This is a genomic window from Bacillota bacterium, from assembly GCA_030705925.1.
Taxonomy (GTDB): Bacteria; Bacillota; Clostridia; order Oscillospirales; family Feifaniaceae; genus JAUZPM01.
This window is the reverse complement of sequence record JAUZPM010000003.1, coordinates 36,245-54,187: the sequence shown is the minus strand read 5'-3', so window position 1 is coordinate 54,187 and position 17,943 is coordinate 36,245. Positions and strand designations below refer to the sequence as shown.

20 protein-coding genes are annotated in these 17,943 nt (G+C 41.0%); 18 read left to right on the top strand and 2 right to left on the bottom strand.

All coding sequences use genetic code 11. The features are described from left to right. Positions 1-26: 26 nt before the first annotated feature. Positions 27-2,213, top strand: coding sequence for a DNA topoisomerase III (locus tag Q8865_01200; GenBank protein ID MDP4152045.1), 2,187 nt, complete (start codon positions 27-29; stop codon positions 2,211-2,213). Between the two features lie 44 nt (positions 2,214-2,257). On the opposite strand, the gene Q8865_01195 is transcribed toward Q8865_01200, so the two are convergent. Continuing rightward, entirely contained in the window at positions 2,258-2,671 is a 414-nt protein-coding gene (locus tag Q8865_01195; GenBank protein MDP4152044.1) for a hypothetical protein, read from the bottom strand. 87 nt (positions 2,672-2,758) lie between these two features. Then, positions 2,759-3,448: a DUF3298 and DUF4163 domain-containing protein gene (locus tag Q8865_01190; GenBank protein MDP4152043.1), complete on the bottom strand. Its 690-nt coding sequence runs from the start codon at positions 3,446-3,448 to the stop codon at positions 2,759-2,761. A gap of 210 nt (positions 3,449-3,658) precedes the next feature. Between Q8865_01190 and Q8865_01185 the strand changes: the two genes are divergently transcribed. The 17 genes from Q8865_01185 (at position 3,659) to Q8865_01105 (ending at position 17,843) form a co-directional block, all read left to right on the top strand. Further along, a complete protein-coding gene (locus Q8865_01185) occupies positions 3,659-4,729 on the top strand; it encodes a nitronate monooxygenase family protein (GenBank protein MDP4152042.1) in 1,071 nt (356 codons plus the stop codon). An 18-nt stretch (positions 4,730-4,747) separates the two neighbouring features. Further along, on the top strand, positions 4,748-5,200 hold the full coding sequence (locus Q8865_01180; GenBank protein MDP4152041.1) for a MarR family transcriptional regulator: 453 nt from the start codon (positions 4,748-4,750) through the stop codon (positions 5,198-5,200). A gap of 10 nt (positions 5,201-5,210) precedes the next feature. Further along, positions 5,211-6,179: a beta-ketoacyl-ACP synthase III gene (locus Q8865_01175; protein ID MDP4152040.1), complete on the top strand. Its 969-nt coding sequence runs from the start codon at positions 5,211-5,213 to the stop codon at positions 6,177-6,179. Positions 6,180-6,215: 36 nt separating this feature from the next. Next, positions 6,216-6,452 carry an acyl carrier protein gene (acpP, locus tag Q8865_01170; GenBank protein ID MDP4152039.1) on the top strand — a complete coding sequence of 79 codons (237 nt, stop codon included), beginning with the start codon at positions 6,216-6,218 and terminating at the stop codon, positions 6,450-6,452. 15 nt (positions 6,453-6,467) lie between these two features. Further along, complete coding sequence (gene fabK / locus Q8865_01165; GenBank protein ID MDP4152038.1) at positions 6,468-7,415, top strand: enoyl-[acyl-carrier-protein] reductase FabK; 948 nt, start codon at positions 6,468-6,470, stop codon at positions 7,413-7,415. 2 nt (positions 7,416-7,417) lie between these two features. Then, on the top strand, positions 7,418-8,350 hold the full coding sequence (gene fabD, locus Q8865_01160) for an ACP S-malonyltransferase (protein ID MDP4152037.1): 933 nt from the start codon (positions 7,418-7,420) through the stop codon (positions 8,348-8,350). Positions 8,351-8,354: 4 nt separating this feature from the next. Beyond that, a complete protein-coding gene (gene fabG / locus Q8865_01155; GenBank protein MDP4152036.1) occupies positions 8,355-9,095 on the top strand; it encodes a 3-oxoacyl-[acyl-carrier-protein] reductase in 741 nt (246 codons plus the stop codon). Between the two features lie 10 nt (positions 9,096-9,105). Further along, the gene (gene fabF, locus Q8865_01150) at positions 9,106-10,344 is read left to right on the top strand and encodes a beta-ketoacyl-ACP synthase II (GenBank protein ID MDP4152035.1); all 1,239 of its coding nucleotides are present in this window, start codon (positions 9,106-9,108) and stop codon (positions 10,342-10,344) included. Between the two features lie 11 nt (positions 10,345-10,355). Then, positions 10,356-10,784, top strand: coding sequence for an acetyl-CoA carboxylase biotin carboxyl carrier protein (gene accB / locus Q8865_01145; protein ID MDP4152034.1), 429 nt, complete (start codon positions 10,356-10,358; stop codon positions 10,782-10,784). A 91-nt stretch (positions 10,785-10,875) separates the two neighbouring features. After that, positions 10,876-11,301, top strand: a complete 426-nt coding sequence (fabZ, locus tag Q8865_01140; GenBank protein MDP4152033.1) for a 3-hydroxyacyl-ACP dehydratase FabZ — start codon at positions 10,876-10,878, stop codon at positions 11,299-11,301. A gap of 12 nt (positions 11,302-11,313) precedes the next feature. Beyond that, positions 11,314-12,657 (top strand): acetyl-CoA carboxylase biotin carboxylase subunit, encoded by a 1,344-nt coding sequence (locus tag Q8865_01135; protein ID MDP4152032.1) that lies wholly within the window; start codon positions 11,314-11,316, stop codon positions 12,655-12,657. A 13-nt stretch (positions 12,658-12,670) separates the two neighbouring features. Beyond that, complete coding sequence (accD, locus tag Q8865_01130; GenBank protein MDP4152031.1) at positions 12,671-13,555, top strand: acetyl-CoA carboxylase, carboxyltransferase subunit beta; 885 nt, start codon at positions 12,671-12,673, stop codon at positions 13,553-13,555. A gap of 7 nt (positions 13,556-13,562) precedes the next feature. Then, positions 13,563-14,351: an acetyl-CoA carboxylase carboxyltransferase subunit alpha gene (locus tag Q8865_01125; protein ID MDP4152030.1), complete on the top strand. Its 789-nt coding sequence runs from the start codon at positions 13,563-13,565 to the stop codon at positions 14,349-14,351. 160 nt (positions 14,352-14,511) lie between these two features. Further along, positions 14,512-15,063: an RNA polymerase sigma factor gene (locus tag Q8865_01120; GenBank protein MDP4152029.1), complete on the top strand. Its 552-nt coding sequence runs from the start codon at positions 14,512-14,514 to the stop codon at positions 15,061-15,063. Then, on the top strand, positions 15,056-15,814 hold the full coding sequence (locus Q8865_01115; protein MDP4152028.1) for a hypothetical protein: 759 nt from the start codon (positions 15,056-15,058) through the stop codon (positions 15,812-15,814). Before Q8865_01120 ends, Q8865_01115 begins: the two co-directional genes overlap by 8 nt. After that, positions 15,805-16,677, top strand: coding sequence for an ABC transporter ATP-binding protein (locus Q8865_01110; protein ID MDP4152027.1), 873 nt, complete (start codon positions 15,805-15,807; stop codon positions 16,675-16,677). The genes Q8865_01115 and Q8865_01110 overlap by 10 nt, the downstream gene beginning before the upstream one ends. After that, positions 16,674-17,843, top strand: a complete 1,170-nt coding sequence (locus tag Q8865_01105; GenBank protein MDP4152026.1) for a hypothetical protein — start codon at positions 16,674-16,676, stop codon at positions 17,841-17,843. Before Q8865_01110 ends, Q8865_01105 begins: the two co-directional genes overlap by 4 nt. Positions 17,844-17,943: the final 100 nt, after the last annotated feature.

The window sequence follows — 17,943 nt, the reverse complement described above, 5'->3', positions numbered from 1 at the left end:
GAACTTTAAAAATTGGAGAATTTATAATGGGAAAATCATTGGTTCTTGCGGAGAAACCGTCGGTAGGGCGTGAAATCGCACGGGTTCTCGGCTGCAAACAAAACGGAAATGGCTATTTAATTGGCAGCCGGTACATAGTAACGTGGGCACTTGGACATCTTGTTACACTGGCAGATCCAGAACATTACGGCGACATATATAAATCTTGGCGGCTTGAAACATTGCCTATGCTTCCTAAAAAAATGGATCTCGTGGTAATAAAAGAAACTGCCAAACAATACAACACAGTAAAAACATTATTGCAAAGTAAGGAAATCTCTGAAGTCATTATCGCAACGGATGCAGGACGCGAAGGAGAGCTTGTCGCACGCTGGATTTTGGAGAAAGCGGGGATAAGAAAGCCCTTAAAACGTTTATGGATCTCCTCACAAACCGACAGAGCTATAAAAGAAGGCTTTGCAAATCTCAAAGACGGTTCACAGTATATGAACCTTTATGCTTCTGCTCAAAGCAGAGCAGAGGCAGACTGGCTTGTCGGAATGAATGTGACCCGCGCGCTGACCTGTAAATATAATGCCCAATTATCAGCGGGAAGGGTGCAAACCCCAACGCTTGCCATGATAGTTGCACGAGAAGAAGAAATAAGGCATTTTAAACCTAAGGAGTATTATACTGTCGAGGCTAGGATAAAAGGATTCACCGCTCTTTGGAAGGACAGGAAAACAGGTCAATCCCGGCTTTTTGATAAAACTTTGGCAGATAATCTTTCTCAAAAAGCAGGTAAAGCTCAGTTCGTCATCAGTAATTTGAAAAAAGAGCATAAACGTGAACTGCCGCCCCTTTTATATGATTTAACAGAGCTTCAGCGTGACGCCAACCGCAGGTTTGGCTTTTCCGCCAAAAAAACGCTCAATATAATGCAGCAGCTTTATGAAAAGCATAAACTGCTTACATATCCGCGTACGGATTCACGATATATCACAGATGATATTGTTCCAACCCTTGCCGAACGCCTTAAAAGCGTTGCCATCGGTTCATATGCGCCTTATGCAAAGGAGATCATAAGGACGCATGCTTCTATTGCCAAACGGTGTGTTGATAATTCAAAAGTATCCGACCACCATGCCATCATCCCAACAGAACAGTTCGTAAACCTGTCAGGACTTACAGGCGAAGAAAAAAATATTTACGACCTTGTTGTAAAAAGGTTTTTATCTGTTTTTTATGGTGATTTTGAATATGAGGAATTATCTGTTGAGCTTGACAGCGGCGGCGAATTATTTACTGCGAAGGGGAAAGCGGTAATATCAAAAGGCTGGAAACGCCTTTATGACAGGGAAGACGAATCAACGGAAGATTATGAAGAAAAGGCGCAGGAACTGCCTTCACTGAAGAAAGGCGACTCATTTAAAGCAGACAAGGTTATCGTAAAAGCCGGAAAAACCAAGCCGCCAGCTCGGTATACCGAGGCAACCCTTCTTTCTGCTATGGAACATCCGGGTAAATTCATTTCAAATGCGGCGCTCAGAGATATGATGAATCAGACAAGCGGGCTTGGAACTCCTGCAACGAGAGCTGAAATAATCGAGCGGCTTCTCAGTGCTTTTTATGTTGAGCGAAACGGTAATGACCTTGTTCCCACATCTAAAGGTATCCAGCTTATCAGTCTGGTTCCTGAAGACTTAAAGCAGCCAGAACTAACTGCAAAATGGGAGGAAAAGCTGACAGGCATCAGCAAAGGTTCTGTAAAAAGAGATGTTTTTATTTCAGATATAAGGGCATACTCGTCTAAACTCGTTGGAAATGTTGCGGCGGCAAGCGGGCAGTATCATCATGACAATATGACTAGGACGCCTTGTCCAAATTGCGGAAAGATGCTGCTTGAGGTTAACGGGAAAAAAGGCAAGCTGCTTGTATGCCAGGACAGGGAGTGTGGATATCGCAAATCTGTCTCACATTATACAAATGCACGCTGTCCCGAGTGTCATAAAAAGCTTGAATTATTTGGCGAGGGAGAAAAAAAGATCTACACATGTTCCTGCGGCTTCAGGGAAAAATTCGAGGTCTTCAATAAACGTTATGAAGACTCTCATGACGGCATTTCCAAAAGGGACGTAGCAAAGTATATGCAAAATCAAGAGAGAAAAGACACAGGCAATAATGCTATGAGGGCTGCTTTTGAGGCAGCGATGAAAACGTCTTCAGAAAAATAATATAAAGGGAGCTGGTGCATACAAAACAGCTCCCTTTATAAATTTTATTCGTCACATTTAATATGACATAGACGTCCAATTGCACAGTGCAATAAAGCTGTTAAAGTGGTAAGCATCATAGTTAAAAATGTAAATACAAAGAATATTAATACGGCAGCCAAAAAGTGAGCATGATTTAGAGAAATCGATAAAGCTATCAATGTACTGACAATCGTCCCTATTGTGGATAGCAAAAGACAGCGGCCCTGAAAACAAACGCATTTTGCAAGTGCAGCTGACCTTCCCGCTGCCGAAGAAAGAACAGATAGAATAATTAATGTAATCGCAGCCAATGCCAGCGCTATTAAGCACGAAACGCTGATATGTGGAATGCGATTATAAGCAAAAAGTGCTGCAATCACAATGCCAACCACGATACTAAATATTGCTGTTAAAAGACAGTTACTTTTTTTACACATTTTTATCCCGCCTTCTCTAAAATATAAAGATAATATTTTTCCTTTTTTATTCTATGATTGGGTGGCACAATCTGTCACTAATATTTTTTAACAGCGGGGCGGGTTAATCTCAAGTTTGGAATATGGTATTTCAAAAACGACTATCCCTGTGGAATAAGGCGCTATCTCATACTGCTGATAATAGACAGCCAGCGCTTCCGGAGTAAGATAAAAACTTTTTGGATTAAAGTTTTCTATAATAAGCTGCTTATAATCTTCAAAATATATCCCCGGGTTTTCACTTAAATTTTTTTCTGCCTGCTCGGTTATGTTTTTCAAGATATCATATCTGTAATTTGCGCCTCTTTTAAATAGATCTCTTAATTCCAGCTGTCTGCCTGATTTTAAATCGAATGTTGCCGAAGACCGTATCGTATTGCCGTGAGCCCCACCTGTATATTCATAACGGTCGGTGTAGGAACTGAGGTGGCAGCTTCCATTCAGAGAAATAAAATATTTCATTACTGCATCGTAAGGCCTGAAAGGAAAGTCGTTTTTAATCGAATCCCTGTATTCATTTATCGCCCCTTTAAATAAAGTGGTTGATGCATAGCGATAAAAATCTAGTGCATCTAAACGATAATGCCGGTTTATACGATTTTCCGGACTAGGATTTTGAATCAGTTTCACAGCCGGATAAGATATATCCAGCGTTATCATTACAGTAGACAGATATGTAAAGTCTTTTTGAATGTCTTTATTTGTTATTATTGCTTTTTCGTTGTATTTTTTCTGCATTGATTACACTCCTTAATTCCGTTTTTTTGCTAAGAAAAGTTTGTATTTATAGCATTGCTCCACAGCATCATATGCAAAAAAACATACTGTTGTACTTTTCTTAAACGAATCTATAAATATTTTTAGAAAATTTTAGTTGACAAATAATATTCTAATGCATATACTTTGATTATCAAACAATTTGATAATCAAAGCTAAATGGAGGCTTAAATGATATTACCAGCGCTTGAAATAGGCGATAAAAAGGTTGCTGTTCCTATTATTCAAGGAGGTATGGGTATTGGCGTTTCACGAAGCTCTCTTGCGGCTGCTGTAGCTAATGCAGGGGGCGCAGGCATCATATCAGGTGTCCAGATCGGATTCCAGGAGCCTGATTTTATAACCAATACTCGTGAGGCTAATATCCGTGCACTTCGAAGAGAAATTCAAGCGGCGCGTTCTGAGGCGAAAAAAGGAATAATCGGCGTCAATATTCTCACAGCTATGACACACTATCCTGAACTTGTCCGAACAGCGGCAGAAGAGGGTGCAGATCTAATAATATGCGGCGCCGGGCTGCCTGTCGATCTCCCCAAGCTGACTGAGGGATACAACACTAAAAATGTGCCTGTCGTATCTTCAGGCAAAGCGGCATTCGTAATTTCGAAGATGTGGGACAGACATTATAACGTGATACCGGATGCAGTTATTGTAGAAGGCCCTCTCGCAGGCGGACACCTTGGCTTTTCGGAAGCAGAGCTTGGGTCAGACCCACTGCCTTCATTATTTGAAATAGTAAGGGACGTAATATCGGCATTAAAACCGTTTGAAGAAAAATACAACCGAAAAGTCCCCGTTATTGCCGCGGGAGGCATCTTTACAGGCGAAGATATCGTGAGACATATAAAAAACGGCGCTTCGGGTGTCCAGATGGCAACAAGGTTTGTTGCAACACATGAATGCGATGCAGATATAAAATTTAAGCAGGCTTATGTCAATGCCAAAAAAGAAGATATAAAAATAGTAAAAAGCCCTGTTGGTATGCCGGGAAGGGCAATAAACAATACCTTTATCAAAAAAACAGAGTCCGGACGTGTTAAGTCGGAACGCTGCTACAACTGTTTAAAGCCCTGCAGTCCGGGCACAACTCCATACTGCATATCTGATGCTTTAATAAACGCCGTAAAAGGCAATGTGGATGAAGGGCTGATTTTTACCGGTGAAAATGCATACAGAGTAAACCATATCTGTTCAGTAAGTGAACTTATGCAGGAACTTGTTACGGAAGCTCTAGAAATATAATGCGAACGGAGAGTAACAATGGAATCACGGGTTTATAAAATAAACGAACTGTTAGTAGAGATTTTCAACGATGTATTAACGATAGAACAAAACAGTTTGCAATCAGGGTTTTTTCAGGATCTTTCTATCACCGAAATGCATACCATCGAGGCTATTGGGATGTATGAATCCCGAAGCATGACAGAAGTGGCGTCACAGCTCAAGATAACGGTAGGAACGCTTACAACCGCAATAAACCGGCTTGTCAAAAAGGGTTATGTCGAGCGCCACAGAATCGAGGAAGATAGACGCGTTGTCCAGATTGCGCTTACCAAAAGAGGCAAGCTTGCATATCGCGTTCATAACAAGTTCCACTCGGACATGGTTCGTGATTTGATCACTACCCTCAGTGAAGAAGAAGAAGTTTTACTTCTCAGCGCACTTGGAAAGTTAAACGTACATCTAAAGAATGTCTACAGCAAAAACCAATAAGGAGACTAATATGACTTTTAGCCGTATTGCAGGAACCGGCAGTTATTTACCCGGAAATATTGTTACAAATGATCAGTTAGCTGATATAGTCGACACAAGTGACGAATGGATCTCAACAAGAACAGGCATAAAAGAGAGACGCGTCGCAACAGTTGAAACAACAGTTGAAATCGCATCAAAGGCCGCTAATAACGCCCTTTTGAATTCAAATATAAAAGCCGGGGAAATCGATCTGATAATTGTCGCCACGATTACTCCCGATAATTTTATGCCCTCGACCGCCTGCAGTGTTCAGGCAAAAATAGGCGCCGCTAATGCTTTCGCTTTTGACATTTCAGCGGCTTGTACAGGATTTATCTATGCTCTTGGGATAGCAAATGCTTTTCTCAAATCGGGTTTATATAAAAATGCTCTTGTTGTCGGCGCTGAGACATTATCAAAAATCGTTGACTGGAATGACCGCAACACCTGCGTATTATTCGGGGACGGAGCAGGTGCGGCAGTTCTCACGGCTAGTGATAAGCCTGGAATAAGAGAGATAGAGCTTAAAAGCGACGGCAGCAGAGAAGATCTCTTAAACTGTCCCGCGCTTCCAAGTAAAAATGCATTTTCTTCAGGAGAATCATTGCAATCGGTAATCAAAATGAATGGGAAAGAAGTTTTTAAGTTTGCAGGAAAAATTATAGTGCAAAGTATTGAAAAGCTCCTTAAAAACACAAACACCGATTTGGGCTTGATCGACTGCATTATATGCCATCAGGCAAATATTCGCATAATCCAATATGCGGCGGAAAAGCTGAGTCTTCCCATTGAAAAATTTTTTATAAATATAGATAGATTCGGAAACACATCCGCAGCAAGTATTCCGATTGCACTAGATGAAGCGGTAAAAACAGGCGCCATCAAGCGGGGAGATAAAATTATCGCTTTCGGTTTTGGCGGCGGTTTGACCTGGGGCGCTGCATTAATTGACTGGTAACGGCCGTAAGGCTTGCCATATATAAATTACGGAGGAATAATTATGATACTCGATACCATTAAAAAAGCAGTTGCAGATCAGCTTGGAGTTGACGAAAACGAAGTTACTTTAGAGGCATCTTTTAAAGACGATTTAGGCGCCGATTCTTTGGACCTTTTTCAAATCATCATGGCTCTTGAGGAAGCATTTGAAATCGAAATATCAAACGAGGATGCCGAGCATATTGCAACAGTAGGCGATGCGGTAACTTATATTGAAAACAGGCTTAAATAGTCTTAGGAGGCCCCAATGATAAAATCAGTATTTGCCGACATGCTTCATCTAAAATATCCTGTCATTCAGGGCGGAATGGCTTGGATCGCCGACAGCAAACTTGCCGCGGCGGTATCTAATGCCGGGGGACTAGGTCTTATTGCCGGGGGCAATGCGCCGACTGAATGGGTAAGAGATGAGATAAGAAAGGCAAAAACACTTACAGATAAGCCATTCGGCGTAAATATAATGCTTTTAAGCCCTTATGCAGATGAAATTGCACATATGGTAGCAGAAGAAAAAGTGGCGGTTCTTACAACCGGCGCAGGCAATCCCGGCAAATATCTAAGTATGTGGAAAGACGCAGGCATCAAAGTTATACCGGTTGTCCCGTCAGTAGCGCTTGCAAAACGTATGGAGAGAGAGGGCGCGGACGCGCTGATTGTGGAAGGCTGCGAAGCCGGAGGGCATATCGGAGAGCTTACGACTATGGTGCTTGTACCGCAGGTATCTGATGCGGTAAGCATTCCTGTAATTGCGGCGGGCGGCATTGCGGACGGACGCGGTATGGCAGCGGCAATGATGCTGGGTGCTGACGGTGTTCAGATAGGAACAAGATTCTTAGTTTCTTATGAATGCTCTGTCCACGAGAAATATAAACAAAAAGTTCTAAAGGCAAATGATATCGATACAGTTGTAACCGGAAGATCGACAGGTCATCCTGTCAGAGTTTTAAGAAATAAACTCACACGAATGCTCGTTCAAATTGAAAAAGAAGAAAATTCAGCTGAAGCCTTTGAAGCACTTGGCAAAGGTGCGCTTCCCCGCGCTGCTCGTGACGGAGACGTTGAAATGGGCTCGGTCATGGCAGGCCAGAGCGCCGGTCTTGTAAATAAAGAGCAAAGCTGTGCAGATATTGTTACAGAAATATGCAGCGAGGCTGAATCGCTGTTATGCTCAGCCGCCAGTCGATTGGAGGCATAACTTTGGGAAAAACGGCATTTTTATTTTCGGGACAGGGTGCTCAGTATGTTGGCATGGGACGCGAATTATACGAAAACTATCCTGCCGCTAAAGAGATATTCGATAAAGCAGACGAACTTCTACATTTCCCACTTTCAGCTCTTTGCTTTGATGGACCTGAAAGCAATCTTTCTGAAACAGAGAATACGCAGCCGGGAATTTATACAGTAAGCATTGCGGCACTTCGAGTTTTAGAAAGCCTTGGCATTACAGCACAAGCGACAGCAGGGCTAAGCCTTGGCGAATATGCTGCGCTAACAGCCTCGTCAGCTTTAAAATTTGAAGATGCAGTAGCTCTTGTTAAAATAAGAGGCCACCTGATGCAGGAGGCTGTTCCGGCAGATATCGGAGGAATGGCGGCAGTATTAGGACTTTCGGAAAAACAGGTTGCAGAAGCTTGCGAAAAAGCTTCTGCAAAAGGCATAGTCGAAATCTCTAATTTAAACTGTCCCGGTCAGATCGTTATCGGCGGTGAGAAAGATGCTGTTAACGAAGCTTCCAATATTGCCGCAGAGCTTGGTGCCGTAAGGGTTATAGCTTTAAATGTAAGCGCGCCCTTTCACACCTCAATGTTAAAGCCTGCGGCAGAAAATCTCGAGTCATACCTTAATAAGATAAAATTTGACAATCCCAAAATTCCTGTCGTCAGCAGTGTTACTGCAAAATATATAGCGGATACATCCGAAATCAAGCCCCTGCTTACAAGACAGGTAATGAGTACCGTAAAATGGGAAGGCTGCATCCGTTTGCTTTTTGCCGATGGTTTTGACACTTTTGTGGAAATCGGCCCGGGTAAAGTTTTATCTGGCTTTGTTAAAAAAATCGATCGGTCTGCAACAGTATGCAATGTTGAAGATATTAAATCACTTCGAAAAACTTTAGAAATATTGGGGTAAAAATATGCTGACTGGTAAAACCGCAATAGTAACGGGTGCCGGGCGCGGAATAGGCCGTGCGATAGCGCTGAGACTTGCGAAAAACGGCGCGCAGATCGTAATAAATTATAATAACAGTGCCGAAGCGGCTGAACGTTTAAAAGAAGAAATCGAAATAAACGGCGGCAAAGCCTGTATTATAAAAGCAGATGTTAGCTGTTTTGATGAGGCTGAAAAACTTATAGCCCAAACCGTTTCAATGTTTAAAACAATCGACATTCTTGTCAATAACGCAGGCATTACCAAAGACGGACTTATCATGCGAATGACGGAAGCAGATTTCGATAAGGTGATCTCAGTCAATCTCAAAGGCGCCTTCAACTGCATCAGACATGCCGCTAATGTTATGATAAAACAGAGAAGCGGCAGAATAATCAATATTTCTTCAGTGTCGGGTCTAATGGGCAATATAGGTCAGATAAATTATGCATCCGCAAAAGCAGGAATACTTGGTCTTACAAAAACCGCGGCAAGAGAGCTTGCGGGAAGAGGGATAACCGTCAATGCTGTCGCCCCGGGCTTTATTGAAACAGATATGACCGGCGTTTTATCTGATAAAGTCAAAGAAGCCGCGCTTTCAAATATTCCCCTTAAACGTTTTGGAATGCCGGATGAGATCGCAAGTGCAGTTTGCTTTCTTTCCTCGCCGGATGCTTCGTATATTACAGGTCAGGTGCTGTCCGTCGACGGCGGCATGCACATGTAAGGAGGTCAGTATGAGTAACAGGGTTGTAATTACAGGAATGGGAGTGATCTCTCCCATTGGAAATACACTCGATGAATTTTGGCAGAATATGAAATCAGGCAAATGCGGAATATCTGAAATATCGGGATTTGATACAGAAGGATTTTCTGTTACCCTGGCTGCCGAAGTCAAAGATTTTGAGCCTGAATTATATATGGAAAAAAAGGAAGCTCGCAGAATGGATCGTTTTGCGCAGTTTGCGATAGCAGCTTCAAAACAGGCTGTCTTAGATGCAAAACTTGACATGAACGCAGAAGATCCTACCAGGATTTCAGTAGTTATAGGTTCAGGAATCGGTGGGCTTGCGACAATTGAAAAAGAGCATACCGCTCTTATAACCAAAGGTCCGAGACGTGTTTCACCGATGATGATCCCGATGATAATTACCAATATGGCCGCAGGGAATGTGGCTATTGCGCTTGGTGCAAAAGGCATGTGTACAAACGTCGTAACTGCCTGCGCTACAGGTACAAACGCAATCGGCGACGCGTTCAGGCATATAAAAAACGGGCTTGCCGACGTTGCTGTGGCTGGAGGCTCAGAAAGCTCGATAACTCCGCTTGGTGTCGCGGGTTTTGCTTCACTCACAGCTCTTTCAACAAGCACTGATCCTAAACGCGCCTCCATCCCTTTTGATAAAGAGAGAAACGGTTTTGTCATGGGAGAAGGCGCCGGTATAGTAATATTAGAGTCGCTGGAACATGCAAAAAAACGCGGCGCACATATCTACGCAGAGGTTACCGGATACGGCGCAACATGTGACGCCTATCATATAACTTCTCCTTCACCTGACGGAAGCGGTGGGGCAAACGCAATGCTTCTCGCTATTGAAGAAGCAGGCATCAGCCCTAAAGATATTTCTTACATCAACGCTCACGGCACCTCAACGCAGGTAAATGATAAATTTGAAACCGTTGCTGTGAAGTCTGTATTTGGTGAAGATGCTAAAAGGATTCCGATGAGCTCAACCAAATCAATGACAGGGCACCTTCTCGGCGCAGCGGGAGCGGTTGAAGCTATAGCTTGCGTTAAAGCGATTGAAGATGACTTTGTTCCCGCAACTATTGGTTTGAATGTGCCTGACCCTGAATGTGACCTTGATTACGTGCCGAATGCAGGCAGGGAAATGCATCTCGAATATACTCTCACAAATTCACTTGGCTTCGGCGGGCATAATGCAAGCCTTATCATCAAGCGTTATATTGATTAACGGAGGCATATATGGACTTTTCATTCGTACAAGATATAATGAAGAACTTCAACAGCATGAATATACAAAATCTTGAGCTTGAAACAAATGAGTTCAAGTTAAAGCTGCAAAAACAGGATGTTGTACAGAATTACACAGTTGAAAGTAAAAACTCAAGTCTTCCATGCTCTGTTAAACCACAGGAAACAGAAGATTTGATTAGTGTTACCTCTCCTATCGTAGGAACTTTTTACTCCGCTCCCTCACCCGACGTAGAACCGTTTATCAGCGTAGGTGACACTGTTAAAAAGGGAAGCCGTCTCTGCATCATTGAGGCAATGAAACTGATGAACGAGATCGAGGCCGAACAGGACGGTATTGTAACTGAAATTTGTATTCAAAACGGCGAGATGGTTGAGTTCGGCGAAGTTTTAATCCGTCTTAAACCATTATCGAAGTAATTTTTAATTCGGCGCGCCGCTAGCCGGAATGAGCGGCAGCTGTGAATTGCCGAACGTTAGGTATTTTCTCAGTGGTGCGCATGGAGTATTTATGTTAAACACTCAGCAGATTCAAGAAATCATTCCCCACCGTTATCCGTTTCTCCTCGTTGATGTAATCGACGAACTAGAGCCGGGAGTCAGGGCAATTGGAAGAAAAAATGTGACCGTAAACGAGCAGTATTTCTGCGGTCATTTCCCGGGAGAGCCGGTTATGCCCGGAGTCCTTATAGTGGAAGCGCTTGCACAAGTCGGCGCCGTTGCAATTCTAAGTTTGGAAAAAAACAAAGGTAAAATAGCATATTTTGGGGGAATCAATAAAGCCCGTTTCAGACGCAAAGTTTTTCCGGGAGACGTTTTGTCACTCTCTATCGAGATTGTAAAAATAAAAGGGCCCGTAGGAATTGGAAACGCGGTTGCGCGTGTAGGTAACGAGGTTGCAGCCGAAGCTGAACTCATGTTTGCGATTGGGCAGTAAGCGAGGTGTCCCGTGTTTAAGAAAATACTTATTGCCAACCGTGGCGAAATTGCTGTCCGTATCATACGCGCCTGCCGTGAAATGGGCATCGAAACCGTTGCCGTCTATTCCGACGCAGACAGAGAAGCTCTTCATGCCGAGCTTGCCGATGAGGCTGTATGTATTGGACCCGGTCCATCAAAGGACAGCTATCTCAATATACAAAACATACTCAGCGCGGCTCTGCTCACAGGCGCCGAGGCAATACACCCCGGATATGGCTTTTTGTCAGAGAAAAGCACATTTGCTCAGATGTGCTCCGAATGCAATATCGTATTTATCGGCCCAAAAGCATCAATGATCGAGGCTATGGGCAACAAGGACAGTGCACGCAGAACAATGATGTCTGCGGGCGTTCCGGTAGTGCCAGGAACAGAGCATCCCCCCGAAGATGAAGATGCCGCATTGATTGAAGCTGGACATATCGGCTTTCCTGTAATGATTAAGGCATCCGCTGGCGGGGGCGGGCGAGGAATGCGCATAGCCAGAAGTGAAGAGGATTTTAAAAAAGCATATCCGGCGGCAAAAGCGGAGGCTAGAAATGCTTTTGGCGACGACACCATGTATATTGAAAAGCTGGTGGAAAACGCACGACATATAGAATTTCAGATTTTAGCCGATAATTTTGGGAATACAGTATACTTAGGCGAACGTGACTGTTCGATACAGCGGCGAAATCAAAAGCTGCTTGAAGAATCGCCCTCGCCCGCTATGTCTGATACCCTGCGCCGTAAGATGGGTGAAGCCGCAGTAAATGCCGCCCGAGCAGTGGGTTATCAAAATGCAGGAACGGTTGAATTTTTACTTGATAAAAACAATAACTATTATTTCATGGAAATGAACACGCGAATACAGGTCGAACATCCGGTCACCGAAATGGCGACAGGCATCGATCTATTAAAAGAGCAAATAAGGATTGCCGCAGGAGAAAGACTTAATTTGCGGCAGGCTGATATAAATATAAACGGACATACGATTGAATGCCGGATAAATGCAGAAGACCCGGAAAACGGCTTCTGTCCGTCGCCCGGGACGATCGAAACACTCCACATTCCCGGCGGCCCAGGCATTAGAGTTGATAGCGCTATATATCAGGGCTTAAAAGTGCCCCCCTACTACGATTCTATGCTTGCCAAACTGATAGTACACGGCAAGGACAGAAACGAAGCCATAGTCAAAATGCTCAGCGCGCTTGGCGAGTTTATCATCGAAGGAGTGAAGACCAATATAGATTTTGAATCTTCAATCCTTCGCCACCCCCAGTTTTTAGAGGGGAAATTCACGACAGCTTTTATAGCCGAGCATTTCTCAAAATAAGTGGTGAATATTTATGATACACGGGTTATTTAAAAAAACCAAATATGTAACATCCGACCTTAGCAAGACCTCAGGAGCTCGCCCAAGCGTACCGGACGGCATGTGGGTCAAGTGCTCAAGCTGCGGTGAGGCACTTTACGGCAAGGATGTCGAGAAGCATCTCAAAATATGCCCACATTGCGGGGCTCATTTTAGACTAACTGCAAACGAACGAATTTCTCTTATCTGTGACAAATTCGAAGAAATTAATTCGGATTTTGTAGGGGAGGACCCGCTGTCTTTTCCGGGATATAAAGATAAACTTAAAAAATTACGTGAAGAAACATCTATAAATGAAGCAGTTGTGACAGGAATCGCTTGTATTAATGGTCAAATTTGTATGCTGGGCGTTATGGATAGCAGCTTTCTCATGGGCAGTATGGGCTCTGCTGTTGGGGAAAAACTTACATGTCTAATCGAACAGGCTACTATAAATAAAAAGCCTGTAGTCATTTTTACCGCTTCAGGAGGCGCCAGGATGCAGGAGGGGATCATATCCCTTATGCAGATGGCAAAAGTCAGCGCTGCACTCGCGCGCCATCATGAAGCAGGTCTTTTTTATCTCACTGTATTAACTGATCCCACCACAGGGGGAGTTACTGCAAGCTTTGCGATGCTTGGCGATATAATTCTCGCCGAACCCGGTGCGCTTATTGGATTTGCCGGCCCGCGCGTTATCGCCGATACCATCCGCCAAAAGCTGCCGGACGGATTTCAGCGAGCGGAATTTCTGCTTGAACACGGCTTTGTTGATGCGGTTGTTTCCCGTGATAAACTTAAAGATGCCATATCACAGCTTCTTGCCATTCATGCTTTTCCGTTTGAAAACAATAGGGGGGAGAGCTTAATTGGAGAGTAATACAAGTATGTCAAACAGCGCTTGGGAGAAGGTCAAACTTGCAAGGCTTTCTGAACGGCCGACAGCGTTAGATTATATTGAGAAAATATTCAGCGGTTTTGTTGAACTGCACGGGGATCGCGCATACGGCGACGATGCGGCTGTTGTGGGCGGGGTCGCATATTTCCACGATATCCCCGTTACAGTGATTGCCCATCAAAAAGGAAGAAATACAAAAGAAAATATTAAACGCAATTTTGGAATGACCCATCCGGAAGGCTACCGAAAGGCCCTCCGCTTAATGAGGCAGGCCGAAAAATTTCACCGCCCGGTAATTTGCTTTATTGATACGCCTGGTGCATTTTGCGGAATCGGCGCCGAAGAAAGGGGTCAGGGTGAGGCAATAGCGCAGAACCTTTTTGAAATGTCAAAACTTAAAACACCCATTATGTCTGTCGTGATAGGCGAGGGCGGCAGCGGCGGCGCTTTGGCATTCGGTGTTGCGGACAGGGTTTATATGCTTGAAAATTCTATATACTCTATTTTATCGCCTGAGGGTTTTGCAAGCATTCTATGGAAAGACGGCAGCCGTGCAGAAGAAGCATCAGAAATTATGAAAATTACTGCTGACGACCTGAGTGAACTTGGCGTTATTGACGGCATCATTTCTGAGCCCTGTGGCGGCGCCCATCTTGATGTTGAAGTAACAGCAAAGGCAATCGATGATATACTCTTACAAGGATTAATCGAGTTAAATAGTGTCAACTGCAACGATTTATTAAACAATAGGTACAACAAGTTTGGAAATATACGTTAAGTTGATGATTTATCTTGCCAATAAGCAAATAAAAAATAAAATTTTTATGCTCCCGGTTTTCATTATGTGAAATCCGGGATTTTTTTAAATTAATTTAAAAATATATAAATCTTTTTTGTTGTTAAATCGTTAATATATATGTAAAACGTTTTACTTAAGGATGGCGGTCAAAATCGAAGACCAATTACTAATCTTATTAATAAAAAGCGGAAATATTAAAGCCTTACATCTTCTTATTAATAAACATTATAAAAATATCTACAGTTATTGCCTAAGAAAGATTGGCAATAATGAAACTGCACTCGATATCACTCAGGATATTTTTACGAAACTTCTCGATAATATTGACAATTATCAATTTATCGGAAGTTTTAAAAATTATCTTTTCACAATAGCAGTTAATACCTGTAATGATTATTATAAGAAAAAAAAACTTGTAATTGTGGAGCTTGATAATACGCAGGTGTCAGATCACGGTCTGTCGCCAGTCACGGTTATGGAACAAAAAGAGCAAAGAAACCTAATAAAATGCGCAATTGACAATCTTCCGGAAGAACAAAAAACGGTGGTTATTCTTCGTTTTTATCATGATATGAAACTTAAGGATATTGCAATAGTAACAAAAACTCCTCTGCCTACTGTCAAATCCAGGCTTAGGCAAGGAATATTAAAGCTTAGACAACTATTAAAGGCAGGTGATCTTTTTGAATAGAAATGAATACAAAGATTTCAAAAATATACTTAATAAATATGACATCAAAAATTATTCCCATGATGCAATGGATGAAGTTATAAAAAAATCTGAACTTAAGCTATATTCAAATTATTCAGAAAAAGATATATCAATTTGGCATTTGATTTTTAGTCAGCTTAAATATGTTTCGCTATATTTTTGGTTTGCCCAAATCATTGCAGTTTCTTTGGTAGGATTATTCACTATGCAAATGACTAATTACTCCTACAGAAATTTAATTTATATTATATTTACTGCAGTTTCTATAATATCAGTTTATGGAGTTCCTGAGATTATCAAAAGCAGCATTTTTAAGATGAATGAAATCGAGGCATCTTGCAAAAGAGGTTTTTCATTTATATTACAAATAAGAATTTTAATTATTGGCATATCTGATTTGATTTCAATATTTGGAATATCGTTATATTTAAGCAATTATTTTAAACAGAGTTTTTTATTATTAGCTGCAAACGGGCTCTTGCCCTTTAATATTATCAACTCATTGAGTCTATTAATAACAAATAAGTTTAAAACCAGTTATGGCTCTTACATATCTATTGCTCTCGGGATTTTTCTTTTAGCTTTGTATAACACTTGGGATTTTCATGATATCGAACTTAATGGAATTTCTTACCCTCTTTGCATTTTAACATCAATACTTCTATTTGTACAACTATATATATTATTTAAAAATAGCAATGAGATGGGGGCTCATACAATATGGAATTAATAATAGATTCACTAACAAAACAGTTTAAAAATAAAACTGCTGTTAATAATTTTTCTGCTACATTAACCGAGAACATATATGGTCTACTCGGTGCAAACGGAGCTGGCAAAACAACACTTATGCGAATGATGTGTGACTTGCTGAAGCCTACTTCTGGCGAAGTCTTATACAATGGGGATAATATAAGGAATTTAGGTGAAGATTTTAGAAATATTCTTGGATATCTTCCTCAGGATTTTGGCTATTACCCTAACTTTAGCGCGTCAGATTTTATGCTGTATATTGCAAGTTTAAAGGGTATTCACCCGCATAAAGCGAAAAAACTTACTGATAATCTTTTAGAAACAGTAAATTTAGAAGATGTCAAAAAACAGAAAATCAAAACTTTTTCAGGCGGTATGCGGCAAAGGCTTGGTATAGCCCAGGCTCTATTAAATGATCCCAAAATACTTATTCTTGATGAACCGACAGCGGGACTTGATCCAAAAGAACGTGTAAAATTTCGTAATATGATAAGCAGCATTTCCCAAAATAAAATAGTTATCTTATCAACTCATATAGTGTCTGATGTGGATTATATAGCAAATGAGATATTGCTAATGAAGAATGGCTGCCTTATTGTCAATGATAAGAGTGATTCAATAGTAAATCGTATAAAAGGATGTGTCTGGAACTGCATTGTGCCGTTTGAAAGGGCACAAGAACTAAACAAAAAGTTTATGGTCAGCAATTTTAAACATAATGAAGATAAAGTCGAACTTCGTATTATATCTGATATTAAGCCTTTAGAAAATGCTGAGAATGTCGACCCCAGCCTTGAAGATTTATATCTTTACTACTTTAGAGAGGACGCTTTAGAATGACAACCCTAATAGGATTTGAATTAAAGAAAATATTAAAAAACCATATTACATATATAGCGTTAGCTATAGCGCTTTTAGGGACGGTTATAACTATTTTGTTAGGTATAGCTGATGAGTCCCATATGATTTCTGACGGCTTAACCGAAAGAGGAACAAAGGCAATTTCGCTGAATAAGCAGTATTCATCACAGTTTAAAGGATATCTGACTGACGACCGCGTAAAAGAAATAAAAGATGAATATAATAGTGCTCCAAAATCTGACAAGCACAGATATGCAGCAGTTATATCAGCGATTACAAATGTTCAGGAAGGGGTCATCCCTGATATAAAGGTCAAACTCAAAAATAAAGATATTAGCAAACTTGAAAATTCATTTTTTTTAATGGAACCTTCTAAAGTAGGTAGCTTATTAAATATTAAATCAGAGGTAATAAATAAACTTTCTTCTATGTATAACAACATTAAAATACCCCTGTATTTTGATTATTTTTCAGGCTGGCTACGGCTTTGCTATGATTTTTCAATAATTTTAGTGTTTATATGTATCATGTTAATTTTTTGTCTATCGCCTATTTTTTCGCAAGAATATAGCAGTGGAGCTGATTCTGTTATTCTTACAACTAAATACGGAAAAAGCAAGCTGATAAAAGCTAAAATAATCACAGCATATATAGTCAGCACATCAATTTTATTTATTTTTGCAGTTACGCTTTTTATCGCATATTACTTTATTTACGGATTTACGGGTTCAAAATGCAACATACAATTATCAACAATCTATTTAACGTCAGCCTTTAATTTAAATTTTCTTGGATTATGGGGACTTGTATTTTTATATGGTTTTATCGGCATCAGCGTTATGACTGCAATTACACTTTTAGTATCTTCTAAAAGCAACTCGCCATTTTATGCGTTAAGTATAGCTTTGATAATTTTCTTTGTTCCGTGGATAGATATATCTAAAATATCAATACTGATTGAAAAATTATTTATGTTATTTCCGATCAATTTAGTAGATGCAAAAGACAATTATAAAATTGCTGTTTTCTACAACATTTTCGGAAAAGAAATCATCATGCAACATGTCATGCTAATCACAGCTGTATTATGTATTTTAATTTTACTGCCCATATCATATAAATCTTTTAAATATCATAAAAATTAGAGCTGTTAAACCTTAGGTATAATAAATTTAGAAATATACCCAAATTGCAATTTTGCTGTTTTATTTGACACATATAAAGCCTGATAGTATTATAGAATAC